We start from the raw sequence: 18,748 nt of genomic DNA, 5'->3' as shown, positions 1-18,748 counted from the left end.
AATTTCATGAAGTTAGAAATCAGAGAACTGGATAAAAGAGACCATAAAAAAGCAGTTCAATTTGCGGTGAAAGGGATGCATTTTGACTGGTACATGGATAGTAAACTCTTGCTGAATTTATACGGCAGATATTTTTGGTATTTGTCGCTTGCCCGTGCAACTCAGGTGATTGCAGCATATGCGGGGGATATGTTTGCAGGAGTACTGCTTGCTGAAATCAAAGGTGAGGATAAGAAATACCGTTCTTTTTGGAAATCGTTTTACGTGAAAGTATTTGATGTTTTGCAGAACCTTTTTGCGAGAGGAGGTTCCGGCGTCTATGATGAGGCAAACAGGGAAATGTTTACATGTTACTGTAAACAAACTTCGCCGGACGGAGAGATTTTGTTCCTGGCCGCCAATCCTGAGATGAAAGCCAAAGGAACTGGAAGTTTCCTGCTTAATGAATTTGCACGAAGAGAAAAGGGAAAGAATATATATTTATATACGGATAACGCATGTACTTATCAGTTTTATGAGCGCAGGGGCTTTCAGCGTGCCGGTGAAAAAGATGTCATACTGAAGATAGGACATAAAAAGATTGATCTCCAGTGTTTTTTGTACAGCAAAGCAGCCGAGTAAAGCAAACAGTAATTTGATTATAAATAGAGGAGACATAGTATGGAAACAAACCAATATCTGATAAACCATTACAGCAGTTTCAATGAGGATGCCCGTCTTATGTCAAAGCATGGATCAGTTGAATTCCTTACTACTATGCGTTACATAGACAAGTATATAAAACCCGATGACCGTGTACTGGAAATCGGAGCGGGAACCGGCCGCTATTCACATGCACTGGCGCATCAGGGATATGCAGTTGATGCGGTGGAGCTGGTGGAACATAACATTGAAATGTTCCGGAAAAATATTCAGCCGGATGAGACGATCACGGTTACTCAGGGGAATGCCCTTGATTTATCCGATTTTTCGGACAGCCAATATGATATAACGCTGCTGTTAGGTCCACTGTACCATCTTTACACCAAAGAAGACAAGAGACAGGCTCTTTCTGAGGCGATCCGCGTGACAAAACAGGGAGGGGTGATCTTTGCAGCACATGTGATATCCGATGGATGTCTCCTCGACGAAGGATTTAACCGCGGCAATATCAACGTCTCCGAGTATATTGAGAAGGGTCTGATCGATCCGGAAACCTTTGCTTCCAGATCCCAGCCAAAAGATTTATTTGAACTTGTCCGAAAGGAGGACATTGACGAACTGATGTCTGTATTTCCTGTATCCAGACTGCATTATGCTGCGTCAGACGGCTGTTCTCTATTTATGCGAGAAGCGGTAGATGCCATGGATGATGAAACTTTTGAGATATATTTAAAATATCACTTTGCCATGTGCGAGCGCGAAGATCTTTTAGGAGTCACGAGCCATGTGATTGATATTTTTCAGAAATAAGCCATTTTGGAAGGTGAAGGATGAATATGACAGAGAAGTTTCTTATTATGATACTGCTTATTATATCGGCAGGTTCATTTGCAGCCAGTTGTTTTTACTTCAAAGAGAAGGGATTTCTATTGAATAATGCCTATCTGTTTGCATCGAAAAAGGAACGGAAAGAAATGGACAAAAAACTACATTACCGGCAGTCAGCAGTCATCTTTCTGCTGATTGGAATTATATTTTTACTGAATACACTTCAAATGATATTTGAAATCGGCTGGCTGTTTTATGCGGCGCTGGCAGTTACAATCGCCGCAGTTATTTATGCCCTTGTATCAACGATTAAGATTGAGAAAAAGAAGAAGTAAAAACGGCGCATTTCTGCCAGATCTCGATTCCATTTTCTGCACGGTTTTTGAATGACCGTGCAGAAAACAGATGGTGTCAATATCTCTGAAGAGGCGTCACCGATACGGCTCCGCTCAGATCAATATTCCTTGTGACAGAGGAATAGGTGAGACGGAATGACAACTGTGCTTCAGAAGAGATGGCCTCATTTGTTGTGAAACTGCCTGAAGCGGAAGTGTTGCGTTCCGTTCCGGCAGGTGCAAAAAATGAATAGAGCAGACGGGGGGAACCGTTGATATAAGGAAGAATCTGCATGTATCCGTCAGCTTCCGCAGTTCCCAGAAAGATAAAATCTATGAGGTAGAGATATCCTGGTTTCAGCGATATCGTTGTATCATTTTCAAGCCGGATTCCATCACCTTCCTGAAAAACAGGAAAAAAGGACACATATGTCCCGGAGGCTCCATTATATGAAGTTCCATACTGGGCATAAAAATCAATCGGTTCCGCAGGAACCGGAGCCGGGCAGCATGGAGTATGACAGCAGCATTTATCCATAAAACAACCCCTTTCTTTTACTTTATAATATGATACCAGGGTCAAAAGGTTATGGGTTTCATGCTTGTTATATAATAAATACAGAATTGTGACAAAAAAGGAGAGAGCCAGAATGAAATTAAACAAAATACATCATATTGCGATGATCGTCAGTGACTACGAGAAGTCAAAAAAGTTCTATACGGAACAGCTTGGATTTCAGATTCTCAGAGAAAATTATCGTGAGGACAGAGGAGATTATAAACTGGATTTGAAGCAGGGTGACTGTGAGCTGGAGATATTTTCAGGAAAAGGACATCCCGAAAGGCCGTCTTATCCGGAAGCATGCGGACTCAGACATCTCACGTTTCATGTTGAAGATATTGGGGAGACAATAAAAGAATTAAATGAGGCGGGAATTGAGACAGAAGATATCAGACGTGATACCTTTACAGGAAAAAAGATGACATTCTTCCATGACCCCGACGGACTTCCGTTAGAACTTCATGAATAATAAGAGAAGATAGATGAAAGAAAGGGAACCATATGATGAAGGTTCCCTTTCTTTCTATTATTATGGAATTGTTATGAAAAGAGTTTGGCGAATATTTTTTATAAGTATTCCATGTCGGAAAGAACTCTTAAAATGTTATGTCCTTCCTGAACACCGTCGATGATACGCCTTGCACGGACGCTGTCACCGATATTGATAATTTCTACGTTGGTATCCGCATATGCCTCACGGATCTCCTCCAGAACCGGAGCGTTGGCACGCATTCCGAGACATACGAATCCATAGTCAAACGGCAGGTCTTTTTCTTCACCGTCTGCCTTTACCAGGAAGGAATCAGCTTTTACTTCACAAAGAGCAGTGTTTGGCATCTGATTGACCTCATATTTTTTCATCAGTGCATTCACACCGGATTTGGAAACAGGGTCTAAATCTTTACCGATGGCAGGCATCATCTCTACGATGCTCACCTCTGCGCCTTTTGGTGCGAAATATTCTACCACATCCAGTCCCACGGCACCACCTCCGATGACAGCAACCTTTTTGCCTGTGCAGTCTTCCGGATAGTCAGCCAGATGATTGATCATGCCGGAAATAGAGGCAACCTTGGAGCCTTCTTTGTCGATATGGTCGTGAAGACCTTTAATCGGCGGAAGCAGAGGATTGGATCCTGTGGCGTTGACGATGATATTCGGGTGCAGAGCCTTGATCATCGGCAGTGTGGCTTCCTGTCCCTTGAAAATAAACAGGTTGTTTAATTTAGAAGCTCTTACCTGAAGGTAGTGAGGGAAATCAGCCAGACGTTTCTTGTCAGGAATCTTAGAGATTTCTACAGAAAGTCCTCCCAAATGATCTTCTTTTTCCAATAAGAATGTTGTACATCCTACTTCCGCAGCCGTACATGCGGCTTCCAGACCGGCAGTACCGCCTCCGATCACGACAACGTTGCATGGTTTGTTGATTTTATGCTTTTTATAATCGGCACCGTCGTTTACTGTAGGATTGATCGTACAGCGGATCGGACGGTTGACACCGATACGGTTTCCTGCGCATCCGATGTTGCAGGAGATGCATTTTCTTAATTCATCTTCGTGCCCTGTGGCAACCTTTTTCACCCAGCACGGATCTGCGATGAGACCGCGTCCCATACCGATGATGTCAGCGTCTCCGCGGGCAAGAATATCGTCAGCAACACGAGGATCACGAATATTACCCATCGTCACACACGGTTTTCCGTATTTTTCTTTGACGGCCTTTGCCATATAAGATCTCCAGCCGTCCTCTAAGTAATTGGCATCGATCTGATACTGGATGGAACCGTTTAATCCCGCAGAAACATCGAAAACATCGGCTTCTTCCTGGAAATACTGGAGGTAGTCCAAAGTATCATCCAGGGTATTTCCATGTTCCATAAACTCGTCGGCACTTAAGCGTACGAAAATCGGGAACATCGGTCCAACCTGTTTTCTGACTTCCTCTAAGACCAGTCTTGCGAATCTGGCTCTGTTTTCCGGAGAACCTCCGAATTCATCGGTTCTGACGTTTGTCGTAGGAGATAAGAACTGACTGATCAGGTAGGAATGTCCCGCATGAATCTCAATGCAGTCAAATCCTGAAGCCTGTGCGCGTGCAGCGGCCTCTCCATATTTTTTAACAATCGCGTAAATCTCATCTTTTGTGAGCGGACGAGGAATTTCTCCGCCTGCCTTAGACGGAATATCTGAAGCAGACACCGGCTGCATATTCGTACGCTTAGACTGAGCGGACGCACCTGCATGGTTTAGCTGTAATCCGATACATGCACCGTGAGAATGAACGGTCTCACAGAGCTTAAAGAAGCGGGGCATGTAATTGTCATGGTCGATTCTGATCTGAGTTGTACCGTTTGAGCCGAGAGGGGAATCTACGCTGGCATTTTCCACCATAATAAGGCCGACACCGCCTTTTGCCCTCTGTTCGTAATAATTGATATGGAGAAAACTCATCTCTCCGGTCTGTTCTCCATAGTTAGTTCCCATCGGTGTCATCATGATGCGGTTTTTCATCGTCATGTTTTTGATTGTCAGCGGACTGAAAATATTTTTATAATTGCACTTCATTGTGTACCCTCCAAAAGATTATCGATTTCTAATTAGGGTTGTTATCATTGCATTTGGGTGATCTGTAATGATAAGTTCATTATAAAGCAAAGATAATTATTTAACAAATTGATATTTTTTAAAGAATTAATAGCTTTTGTCTATTGTTTTTTTTACGAAGCCGATAAATTTCTCTACCGCAGGAATCATAATGTTATTTTTCAGGTACGCCATGTAGACGGTGTGATAAGGTTTGACGTTGCTTAAGTGAAGAATTTCCACGTCATATTCCCTCAGCGATTCCACATGGGCCACAAAGCCGACACCGAAGTTTTCGGCTACGAGAGCAGCAATGGCATTTTCGTCGGAGGTTTCAAATGCAATCTCAGGTTCCATCCGGTTCTGCCGGTAGATGGAATTTGTATACTGCCCCAGACCGGAGGTGCGGTCATATCCTATAACAGGATAGGACAGAAGATCTTCCAGCAGAACTTCTTTTTTATGCTTCAAGGGGTGCTCCAGCGGCGTGATGACAACCATCTCCTGATTAATGACCGGGACGAATTCGATCTCAGGCTCATTGGATACGTACGAGCCGAAGATGACGTCATATTTTTCGGATTTCAGATCACGGAGCATTTTGTTGGTGATTTCCTGCGTCATAGAAAAGGTGATATTGCTGGAATCTTCCGAATCCAGGAAACTGCGTACGAGGTGGGGAATATACGATTTGGCGAGGGGAAACACGTAGGCCAGGTCGATGTGGCCTCCTTTGGCGTTGGCCAGAGCCTTCATTTTGTCCTCGGCAATCTTTACTTCTTCGAGTATTTTATTAACATGTTCTAAAAAGATCTTGCCGTACTTGGTCAGCTCGATGTTTCTTCCGTTTTTCCGAAAGAGAGGAAGCCCCAGTTCCTCTTCTAAATTGGCGATGGAGCGGCTCAGACTGGGCTGGGATACATTCAATTCTCTGGCTGCCTGGTGATAATGCTGCAGGGTTGCGATTTTTTGAAAATATGAAAGCTGGTTTAGATTCATAGAGATTACCTCATTTCTGTGGAAAGTGCAGTGCTATTTATATAAGGAAGCATAACATGAATGATAGCAAAATACTATTAAAAAGTATTAAAAGATGTATTAGAAGTATCAATAAGATCCGTGTATAATAGTTTTTGTAAGGTTGTTAAAAAATTAACTTTTGGGTGAAGAAACAACAGGGTAAGTAAAAAAGGAGAATGACACATGGCAGAGAGAATTACAGGACATACAGAATTGATCGGGCTGATGGCATATCCGATCAGACATTCCAGCTCACCGGCAATGCACAATGAAGCATTTGCCACATTAGGACTTGACTATGCATATTTGGCGTTTGAAGTTGACAATGACACATTAGAGGATGCGGTAAAAGGACTGCGCGCCTTGAAACTGAAAGGTTCCAACGTTTCTATGCCGAACAAGACAGTCGTAGGCAAATACTTAGATAAGCTTTCACCGGCAGCAGAAATGGCCGGAGCAGTCAACACGATCGTCAATGAAGACGGAGTTTTGACAGGACATATCACCGACGGAATCGGCTACATGCAGTCATTGAAAGACAATGACATCGATGTGATCGGTAAAAAAATGACAATCACAGGGGCAGGCGGAGCAGCAACGGCAATCGAAATCCAGGCGGCATTAGACGGTGTCAAAGAAATGTCAATCTTTAATATTAAAGATAAGTTCTGGGAGAACGCGGAGAAAACTGTTGAGAAGATCCGTGCAAACACAGACTGCATCGTAAATCTTTACGACCTTGATGATAAAGATAAATTAAAAGAAGAGATCGCAGACAGCTATCTGTTCGCACAGGCAACAGGTGTGGGAATGAAACCTTTAGAGGGACAATCAGTAATTCCTGACGCGTCATTCTTACGTCCGGACTTGATTGTCACTGATACAATTTATGCACCGAGAGAGACTGCACTTTTAAAGATGGCAAAAGAAGCCGGATGCAAGACAATGAACGGTCTTGGTATGATGCTGTTCCAGGGAGACGCTGCATTCCACCTGTGGACCGGAAAACATATGCCGATCGATCACATGAAAGAAGTATTGGATATTAAATACGACTAAACTTAGAGAGGAAATTTGAGAGGAATCAATTATGAACAAAAAATATTATCCCAGTGCGTTTATCTTATATTTAAATTATTTTATCCATGGTATCGGAGCATCTGTCTTAGGACAGGTGGCAGTAAAAGAAACCCTGGTAAAACAGTGGGGAGCATCAGACATCGGTCTTGTTACAATGGTAGCTGCCGCATTAGGATTGGGAAGGCTGATTGCCCTTCCGTTTGCAGGACCTCTTTCTGATAAGCTGGGAAGAAAAGTTGCATCCATTATCGGCGCAGGCTCCTATGCGATCTTTTTCTTAGGACTTGCCATGTCACCGAATATGACCGTTGCATATATCGCGGCAATTCTGGGAGGTATCGCAAACTCTTTCCTTGACACAGGCGTTATTCCGGCATGTGTTGAGATTCTCGCACCGAGATCCAGTATGGCAACGATGCTTACCAAGTTTTCAATCTCCTGTTCACAGCTGTTAATGCCGTTTATGATCGGTGCTATCGTTGGAGCAAACCTTTCCTTAAATGTATTATTATACGTATGCGGTGCTGCCATCGCTATCATCGGAGTGCTCGTTTTATTCGCGCCTCTTCCGAAAATGGAAACAGCAGGCGGAGCAAAATCTTCTCTGATCCAGGATATCAAACACGCAAACTTCTCACTGGAAAGCATTGCGCTGATCATCATCGGATTTACAGGAACAGCAACATTCCAGCTCTGGCTGAACTGTGCTCAGGATTTCGCGAAGGAATATGCAAAGATTGGTGATCCTTCTGTCATGCAGACTTACTACAGCACAGGATCTCTCGTAGCTATTGTCGTTACAACTGTTTTAGTTAATAAGATAAAAGGGGTAAGATTCTTATTTGTATATCCTCTGATCGCAACGATTATGATTGCGCTTGTTTATCTGCTGAGAACTCCTTCTATCTGCTACATCGGATCAGCAGTTGTCGGATATTCCGCAGGAGCCGTTGTACTTCAGCTTGTGACAGCGACCGCCAACGATCTGTTCCCGAAAATCAAAGGAACCATCACGAGTATCGTTATGATCGCGTCCAGCTTATCGAACTATACAATCCTTTCTCTGGCTGGTACAATGGATAAAGCAGACATTTTATTAATGAACATTGGAATCACTGTTGTCGGAGTATTGTTGGCTCTGTTTGTCAATGTGAGATACAAGGCAATGGAAGAGAAAGCTTAATAAGGAGTAAAGAATGAATCCAGTAAAAGTTAGAAATGTAGAGATTGGAACGGGTGTTCCCAAGATTTGTGTGCCGATTGTCGGCGTGACAAAGGAAGAGATCATCGCCGAGGCAAAGTCTTTCGGGGAGATCCCGATAGATGTTGTGGAATGGCGCGTGGACTGGTTTGAGGGAGTCTTCGATTTTGCCAAAGTAGAAGATGTGTTAAAAGATCTGAGAGAAGCTCTCGGGGAGACACCGATTCTCTTTACCTTCCGTACATCCAAAGAAGGCGGAGAGAAAGCCATCGAAGCGGGTCCATATGCAGAACTGAATAAAAACGCAGCGAAAAGCGGATATGTAGATCTTGTAGATGTGGAAGTATTTACGGGAGATGATATCGTAAAAGATATCGTGGCGGCAGCGCACGAGTGCGGTGTGAAGGTTGTAGCTTCCAATCACGATTTTGACAAGACTCCGGCAAAAGAAGAGATTGTCAGCAGGCTTGTCAAAATGCAGGAATTAGGAGCTGATATTCCTAAGATTGCTGTGATGCCGACCTGCAGAAGAGATGTGCTTACATTGCTCTCGGCTACGGAAGAAATGTATACAGATCATGCAGACCGTCCGATCATCACCATGTCAATGGCCGGAACAGGACTGATCAGCCGTCTCTGCGGAGAAGTCTTTGGTTCAGCGCTCACATTCGGCGCAGCGAAAAAAGCGTCCGCTCCGGGTCAGGCAGCAGTCAATGAATTAAATGATATGCTTCAGTTCCTCCACGCAAATCAGGGACTGTAGAATTATAAAAACAAAACGACAGTAAGATAAAAGCGGATAATCTGAAACCAGGTTATCTGCTTTTTATGTGGGAGAATTGCGGCTGATTCACAACTGCAGGGCATTTGGGTTCAAAGAAAATCTGCAAAATTGATAGATAAAAATTATTAATTCTATTTGAAAAATCTATTTGTGGAATCAATTATTTCCATGTATAATATAGTGGATTGGTTGTTAAAAAATTAACTTTTGGATGCTGTAATAATTACAGGCGGGGAAGCATGTTCAAATAGATAGAATTATGCTGAGAACAGCAGGGCTCCGCTTACAAAAGAGAGGTATGAAGATGCTAAAGTGGTTAGATGAGAATTTAGAAGAGTTTTTAATGGGAGTTTTCCTGGTGGGAATGGTCCTGATCATGGGTATTCAGGTTTTGGCGCGTTATGTTCTGGGAGCATCCCTTTCCTGGTCGGAGGAGATCACAAGATACCTGTTCATCTGGTCGGGATTTATCAGTGTCAGCTACTGCACAAAAAAGTGTATTTCCATTAAAATTGAACAGTTTGTGGCAATGTTTCCTAAAAGGGGAAGGGCCATCTTTAAAGTGGTGAACCATACCATTGAACTGGCGTTGTTCCTGTATCTGATCCCGTACTCTGTCCTGTATTTAAAAAGTGCATTTGAGAGCGGACAAGTCAGCCCTGCATGCCATATTCCAATGTACTACATACAGGCAGCACCGCTGGTGAGTTTCCTGCTGGTGACAATCCGTATTTTACAGAGATGGCTGATTGAGTTTAAAATCGCAGTTGGAAAGGATCAGGAGGTGTAGGTATGTCAGCGTTATCAGTTTTTATTATTTTCTTTTTGTGTTTGATCATCGCGATCCCGATTTCCATTGGACTCGGTATTGTGTCAGTACTTCCGGGAATTTTTGATTCTTCTTTTACCGCAAGCGGTCAGTTTGTCATCCGATCTATGCTTGGGGGAATCGACAGTTTTCCGCTGCTGGCGGTGCCGATGTTTGTATTATCAGGCATGGTGATGGCAAAGGGCGGAATTTCAAAAAAGATTTTTGATGTTTTTGTATATTTTATTGGAAAATTTACAGCGGGAATGCCATGTGCAGTTATTGTTACGTGTCTTTTTTATGGAGCAATTTCAGGTTCAGCGCCGGCGACGGTGGCTGCAGTGGGCAGTATGACGATCCCGATTTTAATTAAGCTCGGTTATGATAAAAAATTTGCCACAGCGATCGTTGCGGTTTCAGGAGGACTGGGTGTCATTATCCCTCCAAGTATTCCTTTTATTATGTACGGAATGGCATCCGGACAGTCTGTCAGTGACCTGTTTATCGCCGGGATTCTTCCCGGGATTTCTATCGGTCTGCTGCTGATGGTATATGCTGTTTTTTACTGCAGAAAACATGGGGAAGATAAAGAAAAGATACGAAAAGAAGTACAGGCGCTTCATGACAAAGGTCTGCTTACTGTGCTGAAAGACAGTTTTTTTGCGCTGCTCAGTCCGGTTATTATCCTCGGCTGTATTTATACTGGTGTGGCTTCCCCTACAGAAGCGGCGGTGATTTCTGTTTTTTATTCTGTATTCGTAAGCTTATTTGTCTACAAGAGTATCCATATAAAAGATTTATGGGGAGTAATGATCGAGGGAATCCGTACCTACGCGCCTATCTTATTTATACTTGCAGCATCCGTCGCATTTTCAAGAGTCCTGACTCTGATGCAGGTTCCTCAGACAGTCAGCGAGTGGATTCTCGGAACATTCCACAATGAAATTGTCATTCTGCTGGTAATCAACGTCTTCTTACTGCTTGTGGGTATGGTTATGGATACGACACCGGCTATTTTGATTCTGACACCGATTCTGATGCCGATTGCAGTAGGCGTTGGAATGAATCCAATTCATTTCGGTGTGATGATGGTGGTCAATCTGGCGATCGGTTTTGTTACCCCGCCGATTGGAGTGAATCTGTTTGTGGCTTCTTCACTGACACAGATTCCTGTAGTGGATATTGCCAAAAAAGCCATGCCTCTGATTGCATGTTTCCTGGTGGCTCTGTTACTGATTACATTTATACCGCAGATCAGCCTTGCGCTGTTATAGGAGGGGGATACAGATGAAAAGACTTAGAAGATTTACCATTGCAGCATTATGTATCATCTCTGCGTTTGTGCTGGGAGGATGCGGGAAAAAAAGTTCCGATGGAGTGCAGCGGTATGCCTGGCCGCTGGGGACCTCCAGTCCTGAGGACACAGTGACTCAGCTTTATTCACAAAAGTTTGCCGATGAGGTGAACCGGCTGAGCAAAGGAAAAATGAAGATTGAAGTTTATCCCAACAGTACGCTGGGAGGAGACAGAGAACTGCTTGAGAGCTGTTCTGACGGTGATATTCCTTTCGTCGTGCAGAATACAGCACCGCAGGTTACTTTTATGCCGGATACCGCTGTCTTTGACCTGCCAAGTGCCTTTGCTACGATTGCCGAGGCAAGAGCTGCCGTGGACAATCCTGTATTTTATAAGAAGATGGAAAAGGTCTATGAAAAAGGCGGATTTAAGCTGCTCGGTTATGCGGACCAGGGATTCCGTGTCATGTCTACCAACAAAGAGGTGAAGTCAATCGATGACTTTAAAGGACAGAAAATCCGTACCATGGAAAACAGCTATCATATGGATTTCTGGAAGGCACTGAAAGCCAATCCGACACCGATGACATTCAGTGAGGTATATATCGGTCTCCAGCAGAAGACGATAGACGCACAGGAAAATCCATACGAGGTCATTGTGTCAAGCAAACTTTATGAACAGCAGGATTATGTGGTGGAAACAAATCACCTGCCCCATTATATTTCTCTGATTGTAAGTGATGAATTTTATAAAGACCTTCCGAAAGATCAGCAGAAGATTATTTCTGAGGCGGCAGAGACAGCAAAGGAATATGCAAGGAAAGCTTCGGATGAACGGATCGAAGACCGGATGAAGGTCATAAAAGACAGTGGTACGAAGATTGTGAGGCTGGATAAGAAAACTCAGGAGGACGTAAGGAAAGCGTCTTCCGACATATATAAAAGCATTGAGGAAAATGTATCAAAAGATGTTTTTGATGCATATTTGAACCAGAAGTAAGATCAGCAGGCACTTTTATTGGAAAACAGTAAAAGTGCCTGTTCTTTATTGCTTAAGAAAATTTAAAACACAGGATAATTTATGAAAAAAGCAAAATACCTGCTTGAAAATCGCGACAGAGTTCCTATTCTCAGATGTAAGGACGAAAAATGGACAAGATAGTTCAGCAGAAGTGAAATATCGATGCTTTTAGGATCAGCTTATTTTGACTATAATGATATCATATTCAGAAATGATAGGAGGATATTATGGCAGAAAGAATTACAGGACATACGGAATTGATCGGGCTGATGGCGTATCCGATCAGACACTCCAGTTCGCCGGCAATGCACAACGAGGCATTTGCACAGCTGGGACTTGATTATGCGTATCTTGCATTTGAGGTGACCAATGAGACCCTTGAAGATGCAGTAAAAGGGATCCGTGCTCTGCAGCTGAAGGGCTCCAATGTTTCCATGCCGAATAAAACGGTAGTAGGACAATATTTGGATGAACTTTCACCCGCAGCTAAACTTTGCGGTGCGGTAAACACCATTGTGAACGAGAATGGAAAGCTGACCGGACATATAACGGACGGAATAGGCTATATGGCATCATTAAAGGACAACGGAATTGACGTCATCGGAAAGAAAATGACCATTGCCGGAGCCGGTGGTGCTGCCACAGCTATTGAGATCCAGGCCGCGCTGGACGGAGTAAAAGAAATGTCGATCTTTAATATCAAAGATAAGTTTTGGGAAAACGCTGAGAAGACCATTGAAAAGATTCGAGCAAATACAGACTGTGTGGTAAATCTCTATGATCTGGATGACAAAGATAAGCTGAAGGAAGAAATCGCTGACAGCTATCTTTTCGCACAGGCAACAGGGGTGGGAATGAAACCTCTGGAGGGACAGTCTGTAATACCAGACACCTCATTTTTGAGACCGGATCTGATTGTGACAGATACTGTATATGCACCGCGGCAGACAAAGCTCTTGGAGCAGGCAGAAGAAGCCGGATGCAAATGTATGAACGGACTGGGAATGATGCTGTTCCAAGGGGACGCAGCTTTTCATCTATGGACAGGAAAACATATGCCGTTAGAACATATGAAAAAAGTTTTGGATATTCAGTATTAAATACAAGAGTTTAGAAAAGAGCATCTCAAGATGAGGTGCTCTTTTTGTGCTGATACAGTTCCCGGAATTTGAGCGGCGGATACTGCATTCTCTTCTGGAAGAGTTTTGAAAAATGATTGGTGTTCTCGTAGCCGATTTTTTTTGCAATGGAGACCAGAGAATCGGAAGTGTTGATCAGCATCCATTTTGCCTCATTCAGTCTGCGGTCAATCACATAATTAATCGGTGAGATTCCATATACCTTAGAAAATTCATGACTGATATGATCTGTGCTGATGTGAAATTGTTCAGCCAGTTTTTTCAAAGTGATTTGTGAGGCGTAATTTTCGTTGATATAAATTAAAATATCACGGGCAAAAGAGGAATCTTTATGACGCTCCGTTTTCGGATCGGCAAGGAAAAGTTCAAAATAAATGCTTGCCAGTGAAACGGCTAAGGCGTCACAGGCTGCCATATGAGTATCGGAAGAAAATTTTCTCAGCAAGTCTAATTCCTCAAACAGACGGTGGATATAGTTTTCATGGATACCGGAATCCATGGCAGGGCATACATTGGCAGGAAGCATAAATCCGTGATCGGACCGGCAGCATAATTTGTAATCTGAAATGGCACAGGTCCAGCAGTTCAGGGGATCATGTTCATCAGAAAAAAGGGAATGGATGGCACCCTGTTCTACAATGAGAATCATTCCTTTCTTCAGCTGATAGGAATTGGTATTGATGACATAAGTCCCGCTTCCTTTTGAAATATAGACCAGTTCGGTCTCGTTTTTATGTAAATGGTACTGGTAATTCCAGGTGGGATTATTATAGCTGTGTGATAAACGGCAGATTTTTGGAGAATGATCCGGCTCAAATATTGGCCTCCGTACTTTCTCGCGATATTCCTCTAAGAACATAATGGCACTCCTTTGACTACAAGATAATTATTACATAATACAAGATAGTTGACTAAAAAATAAGAAAATCTGAAATAATCATACAGAATATTGGATAGAAAAGCAAGATAATTTTTATAATCTACAATTTACGTTGTAGAAAAATACAGGATAATTGATATAATTTCTGTAGTAAGTTATGCAGATGAATTACTGACAGTTTTGTGAAAAAAATAACATGTAATAGTTTTCAGGAGGAGAAAAATGAAACAGGAAAAACGTTATAAGCATTTGTACCCAACAGCATTTATGCTGTACGTTACATTCTTTGTCCATGGTTTTGGAGCAGCGATCATAGGACAGAATGTAACTTCCCTTCAGCAGCAGTGGGGGACCACAGCGGCCGGAGTTGTTGCCGTGACATCAGCGCTTGGAATCGGACGTCTGATTACATATCCATTTTCAGGAGCATTGTCTGACCGGTTCGGAAGAAGACCAATCACTTTGATCGGAAGTTTTGTCTACGTCTTGTTCTTTGCCGGAATCCTTGTATCTCCGAATGCTCAGGTCGGCTACTTTGTTGCAATGCTCTGCGGTGTTGCCAATGGATTTTTAGACTCCGGCGTTATTCCGGGAGCGATGGAAATCCTGGAGGATTCAGGACTTGCAAGTATTCTTACGAAGCTGGTCATCTCCATTGCTCAGTATATTCTGCCAATGATGATTGCCTATCTGCTGGCAAATGACATGTGGTATGGCTGGACATTTGTCTTTTGTATTATTATCCTGATCGTCAATGCACTGCTGCTGACAAGAGCCAAATTTGCGCCGCAGCCGAAAGTAGAGACAGAAAACGGAGAGAAAGTAAAAGGTTTCGTGGGAGTTTCCAAGGCATCAAAATTTGCAGTGGAAGGAATTGCACTGATCGTTATCGGTTATACCTGTACAGCAACATTCCAGATCTTTTTGGCTGTAAATAAAAGTTATGGAATGGACGTGCTGGGAATGACAGAAGGGGCTGCCGGGCAGATTCAGTCTATGTATTCTTTAGGTTCTATCCTTATGGTCGTAGCTACAACATTTCTGCTGAAATGGATCAAACCTGTCAAATTTATTTTGATCTGCCCGATCATCGCAGGAGCGACAGAATTTTTAATGTTTGTTTCGAGAAATACGACGCTGGCAGTGGCAGGCGGTTTCATTGTCGGCGCAACGGCAGCAGGGGGTGTGCTTCAGCTGGTGACAGCTACAATGACAGACCTGTTTCCGGCTTCCAAGGCGAAATGTGTCAGCGCAGTTATGATTGCAGGAGCTCTTTCCCAGTTTTCAGCGACGGTAATGGCAAGTAAACTGGCTGAAATGTTCGGTATGGAATATTCCCTGCTGGTAGCTGTAGGATTTACCGTTTTAGGAATTGTTTTGGCGGTTGTTGTAAATATCCGCTATTCAATCATTGAAAAGTCTTTGGCAGCAGAGGGAAAGAGTCTGTAATCAATATGATAAACAAAAAGTATTATTTCAACAGGAGGTCTGAGTATGCGTAAGCCAGAAAAGAAAGGTACAAAAGTGCAGATAATGACTGCAAGAGAGGCCGTAGAATTAATAGATGACGGAGATACTCTGGCGGTTTGCGGAGCCGGAGGAGGCATTGTAGATCCGTCTTCATTGGTCGAAGCTCTGAAAGACAGATATGTGGAGACAAAGGAGCCCAAAAATTTGACGCTGTGGCATTCCAGCGGATTGGGAGACCGTGGGGACCGCGGAATGTCACCACTGGCTCAAAAAGGCATGGTGAAGCGTGCGATCGGAGGACACTGGGGGCAGTCACCGCGTCTGGCTGAGATGGCAGAGAGAAATGAGATCGAAGCCTATAATTTTCCGCAGGGAGTCATGGCGCAGCTGGTCAGAAGCGCAGCCGCCGGCCATCCCGGTATTTTATCTCATGTGGGGCTTGGAACCTTTGTGGATCCTAGAAACGAAGGCGGTAAATTAAATGACGTGACACAAGAAGATCTCATCCGTCTGATGGAGATAGAAGGGAAGGAGTGGCTGTTTTATCCGGCAGTTCCTTTGGATGTATGTTTTATACGTGCTACAACTGTGGACACAGAAGGATATGCTTCTCTGGAAGATGAGATCACTTATATGGATATTCTGGCAACGGCCCAGGCAGTCCATAACAACGGAGGTCTTGTGATTCTGCAGGCAAAACGTGTCGTAAAAGCCGGGAGCATCCATCCGAAAAAAGTGACCATTCCCGGATATCTTGTAGATGTTGTCGTTGTAAATCCGGAGCAGGAACAGCTTTACAATGGCTCTGACCGGTTCTTTTCCGGAGACTATACTGCAGAGGATGGAGAAGCAGAACCTCTTGTGCTGGACCAGAGGAAAGTTGTTGCACGGCGTGCTCTGATGGAGATCGCACCGGGCAACGTGGGCAATGTAGGTGTAGGAATCGCCGATGGTATCGGAACAGTTGCAAGAGAAGAAGGTGTAGGAGATAAATTTACACTGACCGTAGAGACCGGCCCGGTGGGAGGTGCTACTGCCCAGGGGATTTTCTTTGGAGCAAGTATCAATTCAAAGGCGCTGATGTCGATGCCGGCACAGTTCGACTTCTATGACGGAGGCGGACTGGAGGTAGCGTTCTTAAGCTTTGCTGAGCTGGATGCGAAAGGAAATGTCAACGTACATAAATTTAACGGAAAGATCATGGGAACCGGAGGGTTTGTAAACATTTGTGCGGGTTCTAAAAAAGTGGTACTGTGCGGAACCCTGCGTGCCGGAGGACTGAAGACAGAAGTCGGTGACGGAAAAATACAGATCAAACAGGAAGGAAAATTTGAAAAAATGGTTCCTGAATGTTCCGAGATTACGTTCAGCGGAGAACAGGCATTAAAACAGGGGCAGGAAGTCGTATTTATTACAGAACGGGCCGTATTCACTCTCACAGAAGAAGGTGTGGTTCTTACAGAGGCTGCTCCGGGTGTGGATGTCAAAAAAGATATCATCGATCAGATGGGATTTGAACCAATTATTTCAGAAAATCTGAAACAGATGGATCAAAGAATCTTCACCGATGGAGTCATGGGGATCTATGATGAATTTATGAAAGGTTCTTTTTAGAAAAACAGTAGTTAAAGAAACAATCAAGTACATATAAAAAAGGAGATTATGATGAGTAAAATTGCAAAAGTTGAAATTCCACTGCACGTTGGCGATACAGCAGAATTTACAAAGACAGTGACAGAAACCGATGTTTATTTATTTGGCGGTATTACAGCAGATTACAGCCAGATGCATTTCAATGAAGAATATATGAAAAAGACAATGTACGGAACAAGGATTGTTCATGGAATCCTTACATTTGCCATTGGCTGTACGGCATCTACGAAAATACAGGAACAGGTAAAATCACCAGTGCCGAGTGCTTCCTATGGATATGACAGACTCCGTTTTATCAAACCGGTATTTTTTGGTGATACCTTGACATGCAGATATACAGTCGATAGAGTGGAAGAAGAGACAAATAAAACATTCTCTAAACTGGAGATATTTAACCAGCACGGCGAGATCGTCGTTGCCGCGGTACATATTCTTAAGTTCTTCCCGCTGGAAGACGACAAATAATTATATTTACAAGAAAAGGAGAATATCAATGAAAATTTGTATGTTGGGAACCGGTTCTCTTGGAAGCACAATTGGAGGCACTTTAGCACAGGGCGGGTCTGAAGTTTATTTTGTGGACCAGTGGAAGGAACACATAGATAAGATCAATGAAAACGGTCTGAAAATGACAGATGAAAAGGAAGAATGGTTTGTAAAGGTGGATGCCCGGACTTCAGCGGAAGGGATAGGACCAGTGGATCTGGTAATCGTACTTGTAAAATCATTTGCAACCAAAGAAGCAGTGGCACAGCTGAAAAAGACGAATGTGATCGGATCAGAGACTCTTGTTATGTCCCTTCAGAACGGTCTGGGCAATGAGGAGACGATTGCAGAAGTCGTTGGGGAAGACAATGTCATCAGCGGAAAAACTTATGTAGGAGGACGCCTGCTGGAACCTGGATATGTCAGTGCGGGAGTGAAAGGCAAATATACTTATATAGGTGAGCTGACAGGAAAGATCACAGACAGAATTCAGGCAGTATGTGAGGAATTTAATAAAGCCGGACTGCTGTGTGAAGTCAGTGACAATATCAAAGGTCTGATTTGGGATAAGCTGCTGATCAATGTGGCTGCCGGGGCTCTCTGCGGCATTACCAGACTTCCTTACGGGCCATTATATGAAGAAGATTATATAAAGGATACAGCGGTCGAAGCCATCCAGGAAGGAATTAACGTGGCCAAAGCCGCCGGAGTAAAATTAAAATCCGAAGATCCTGAATACGCATGGTATGCTGCCAGTGAGGGACTTCCCGGAACATTCAAGACTTCCATTTTACAGAGCCTTGAAATGAAACGCCCGACCGAAATTGATTTCATTAACGGATCTGTTGTAGAGTGGGGTAAAAAATTCGGTATTGCTACACCAGTAAACAAAACCCTTGTGACATGCGTCAAAGGAATTGAGAAATTTTTGCTGGAATACGAACCGAGTCTGAAAAAATAG

Annotated in this window: 19 protein-coding genes; 15 read left to right on the top strand and 4 right to left on the bottom strand. The window is 43.4% G+C overall.

Translation table 11 applies throughout. The annotated features are described in order from the left end of the window. Positions 1 to 6 precede the first annotated feature (6 nt). From DWV34_RS10350 to DWV34_RS10340, 3 genes are read left to right on the top strand one after another with little or no spacing between them, the layout of a single operon-like run. Positions 7 to 621: a GNAT family N-acetyltransferase gene (locus DWV34_RS10350; RefSeq protein WP_009289840.1), complete on the top strand. Its 615-nt coding sequence runs from the start codon at positions 7 to 9 to the stop codon at positions 619 to 621. A 39-nt stretch (positions 622 to 660) separates the two neighbouring features. Further along, positions 661 to 1,452 (top strand): class I SAM-dependent methyltransferase, encoded by a 792-nt coding sequence (locus DWV34_RS10345; protein ID WP_009289839.1) that lies wholly within the window; start codon positions 661 to 663, stop codon positions 1,450 to 1,452. Between the two features lie 20 nt (positions 1,453 to 1,472). Continuing rightward, positions 1,473 to 1,805 (top strand): DUF3784 domain-containing protein, encoded by a 333-nt coding sequence (locus DWV34_RS10340; protein WP_009289838.1) that lies wholly within the window; start codon positions 1,473 to 1,475, stop codon positions 1,803 to 1,805. A gap of 76 nt (positions 1,806 to 1,881) precedes the next feature. Here DWV34_RS10340 and DWV34_RS10335 read toward each other — a convergent pair whose 3' ends face one another. Beyond that, entirely contained in the window at positions 1,882 to 2,343 is a 462-nt protein-coding gene (locus tag DWV34_RS10335) for a hypothetical protein (protein ID WP_009289837.1), read from the bottom strand. Between the two features lie 112 nt (positions 2,344 to 2,455). Between DWV34_RS10335 and gloA2 the strand changes: the two genes are divergently transcribed. After that, complete coding sequence (gloA2, locus tag DWV34_RS10330) at positions 2,456 to 2,836, top strand: SMU1112c/YaeR family gloxylase I-like metalloprotein (RefSeq protein ID WP_009289836.1); 381 nt, start codon at positions 2,456 to 2,458, stop codon at positions 2,834 to 2,836. Between the two features lie 98 nt (positions 2,837 to 2,934). Here the strand turns inward: gloA2 and DWV34_RS10325 are convergent, their stop codons facing one another. Then, positions 2,935 to 4,932: an oxidoreductase gene (locus DWV34_RS10325; RefSeq protein WP_009289835.1), complete on the bottom strand. Its 1,998-nt coding sequence runs from the start codon at positions 4,930 to 4,932 to the stop codon at positions 2,935 to 2,937. Between the two features lie 126 nt (positions 4,933 to 5,058). Next, positions 5,059 to 5,949: a LysR family transcriptional regulator gene (locus DWV34_RS10320; protein ID WP_006567235.1), complete on the bottom strand. Its 891-nt coding sequence runs from the start codon at positions 5,947 to 5,949 to the stop codon at positions 5,059 to 5,061. Positions 5,950 to 6,153: 204 nt separating this feature from the next. On the opposite strand from DWV34_RS10320, the gene DWV34_RS10315 reads away from it, so the two are divergent. The 7 genes from DWV34_RS10315 to DWV34_RS10285 all read left to right on the top strand — a co-directional run bounded on the left by DWV34_RS10315 (position 6,154) and on the right by DWV34_RS10285 (position 13,259). Next, on the top strand, positions 6,154 to 7,029 hold the full coding sequence (locus DWV34_RS10315) for a shikimate dehydrogenase (protein ID WP_006567234.1): 876 nt from the start codon (positions 6,154 to 6,156) through the stop codon (positions 7,027 to 7,029). A 31-nt stretch (positions 7,030 to 7,060) separates the two neighbouring features. Then, positions 7,061 to 8,233: an MFS transporter gene (locus tag DWV34_RS10310; protein WP_006567233.1), complete on the top strand. Its 1,173-nt coding sequence runs from the start codon at positions 7,061 to 7,063 to the stop codon at positions 8,231 to 8,233. A 13-nt stretch (positions 8,234 to 8,246) separates the two neighbouring features. Next, entirely contained in the window at positions 8,247 to 9,014 is a 768-nt protein-coding gene (gene aroD, locus DWV34_RS10305; RefSeq protein WP_118476202.1) for a type I 3-dehydroquinate dehydratase, read from the top strand. A 325-nt stretch (positions 9,015 to 9,339) separates the two neighbouring features. Then, positions 9,340 to 9,825, top strand: a complete 486-nt coding sequence (locus DWV34_RS10300) for a TRAP transporter small permease (protein ID WP_009289833.1) — start codon at positions 9,340 to 9,342, stop codon at positions 9,823 to 9,825. A gap of 2 nt (positions 9,826 to 9,827) precedes the next feature. Next, positions 9,828 to 11,117 (top strand): TRAP transporter large permease, encoded by a 1,290-nt coding sequence (locus DWV34_RS10295; protein ID WP_009289832.1) that lies wholly within the window; start codon positions 9,828 to 9,830, stop codon positions 11,115 to 11,117. 13 nt (positions 11,118 to 11,130) lie between these two features. Beyond that, on the top strand, positions 11,131 to 12,138 hold the full coding sequence (locus tag DWV34_RS10290; protein WP_006567229.1) for a TRAP transporter substrate-binding protein: 1,008 nt from the start codon (positions 11,131 to 11,133) through the stop codon (positions 12,136 to 12,138). Between the two features lie 248 nt (positions 12,139 to 12,386). Next, positions 12,387 to 13,259, top strand: coding sequence for a shikimate dehydrogenase (locus DWV34_RS10285; RefSeq protein WP_009289831.1), 873 nt, complete (start codon positions 12,387 to 12,389; stop codon positions 13,257 to 13,259). A 25-nt stretch (positions 13,260 to 13,284) separates the two neighbouring features. On the opposite strand, the gene DWV34_RS10280 is transcribed toward DWV34_RS10285, so the two are convergent. Next, positions 13,285 to 14,157, bottom strand: a complete 873-nt coding sequence (locus DWV34_RS10280; protein WP_006567227.1) for an AraC family transcriptional regulator — start codon at positions 14,155 to 14,157, stop codon at positions 13,285 to 13,287. A 243-nt stretch (positions 14,158 to 14,400) separates the two neighbouring features. On the opposite strand from DWV34_RS10280, the gene DWV34_RS10275 reads away from it, so the two are divergent. From DWV34_RS10275 to DWV34_RS10260, 4 genes are read left to right on the top strand one after another with little or no spacing between them, the layout of a single operon-like run. After that, positions 14,401 to 15,627 (top strand): MFS transporter, encoded by a 1,227-nt coding sequence (locus tag DWV34_RS10275; protein WP_006567226.1) that lies wholly within the window; start codon positions 14,401 to 14,403, stop codon positions 15,625 to 15,627. A gap of 45 nt (positions 15,628 to 15,672) precedes the next feature. Then, positions 15,673 to 17,262 (top strand): acyl CoA:acetate/3-ketoacid CoA transferase, encoded by a 1,590-nt coding sequence (locus tag DWV34_RS10270; RefSeq protein ID WP_118476200.1) that lies wholly within the window; start codon positions 15,673 to 15,675, stop codon positions 17,260 to 17,262. A gap of 51 nt (positions 17,263 to 17,313) precedes the next feature. Beyond that, positions 17,314 to 17,766, top strand: coding sequence for a MaoC family dehydratase (locus tag DWV34_RS10265; RefSeq protein WP_009289829.1), 453 nt, complete (start codon positions 17,314 to 17,316; stop codon positions 17,764 to 17,766). Positions 17,767 to 17,794: 28 nt separating this feature from the next. Continuing rightward, on the top strand, positions 17,795 to 18,748 hold the full coding sequence (locus tag DWV34_RS10260) for a ketopantoate reductase family protein (protein WP_006567223.1): 954 nt from the start codon (positions 17,795 to 17,797) through the stop codon (positions 18,746 to 18,748).

The organism is Anaerostipes sp. AF04-45 (assembly GCF_003461725.1).
Taxonomy (GTDB): Bacteria; Bacillota; Clostridia; order Lachnospirales; family Lachnospiraceae; genus Anaerostipes; species Anaerostipes caccae.
Note: the sequence above shows the minus strand (reverse complement) of the source record. Positions and strands in the feature narration are given on the sequence as shown.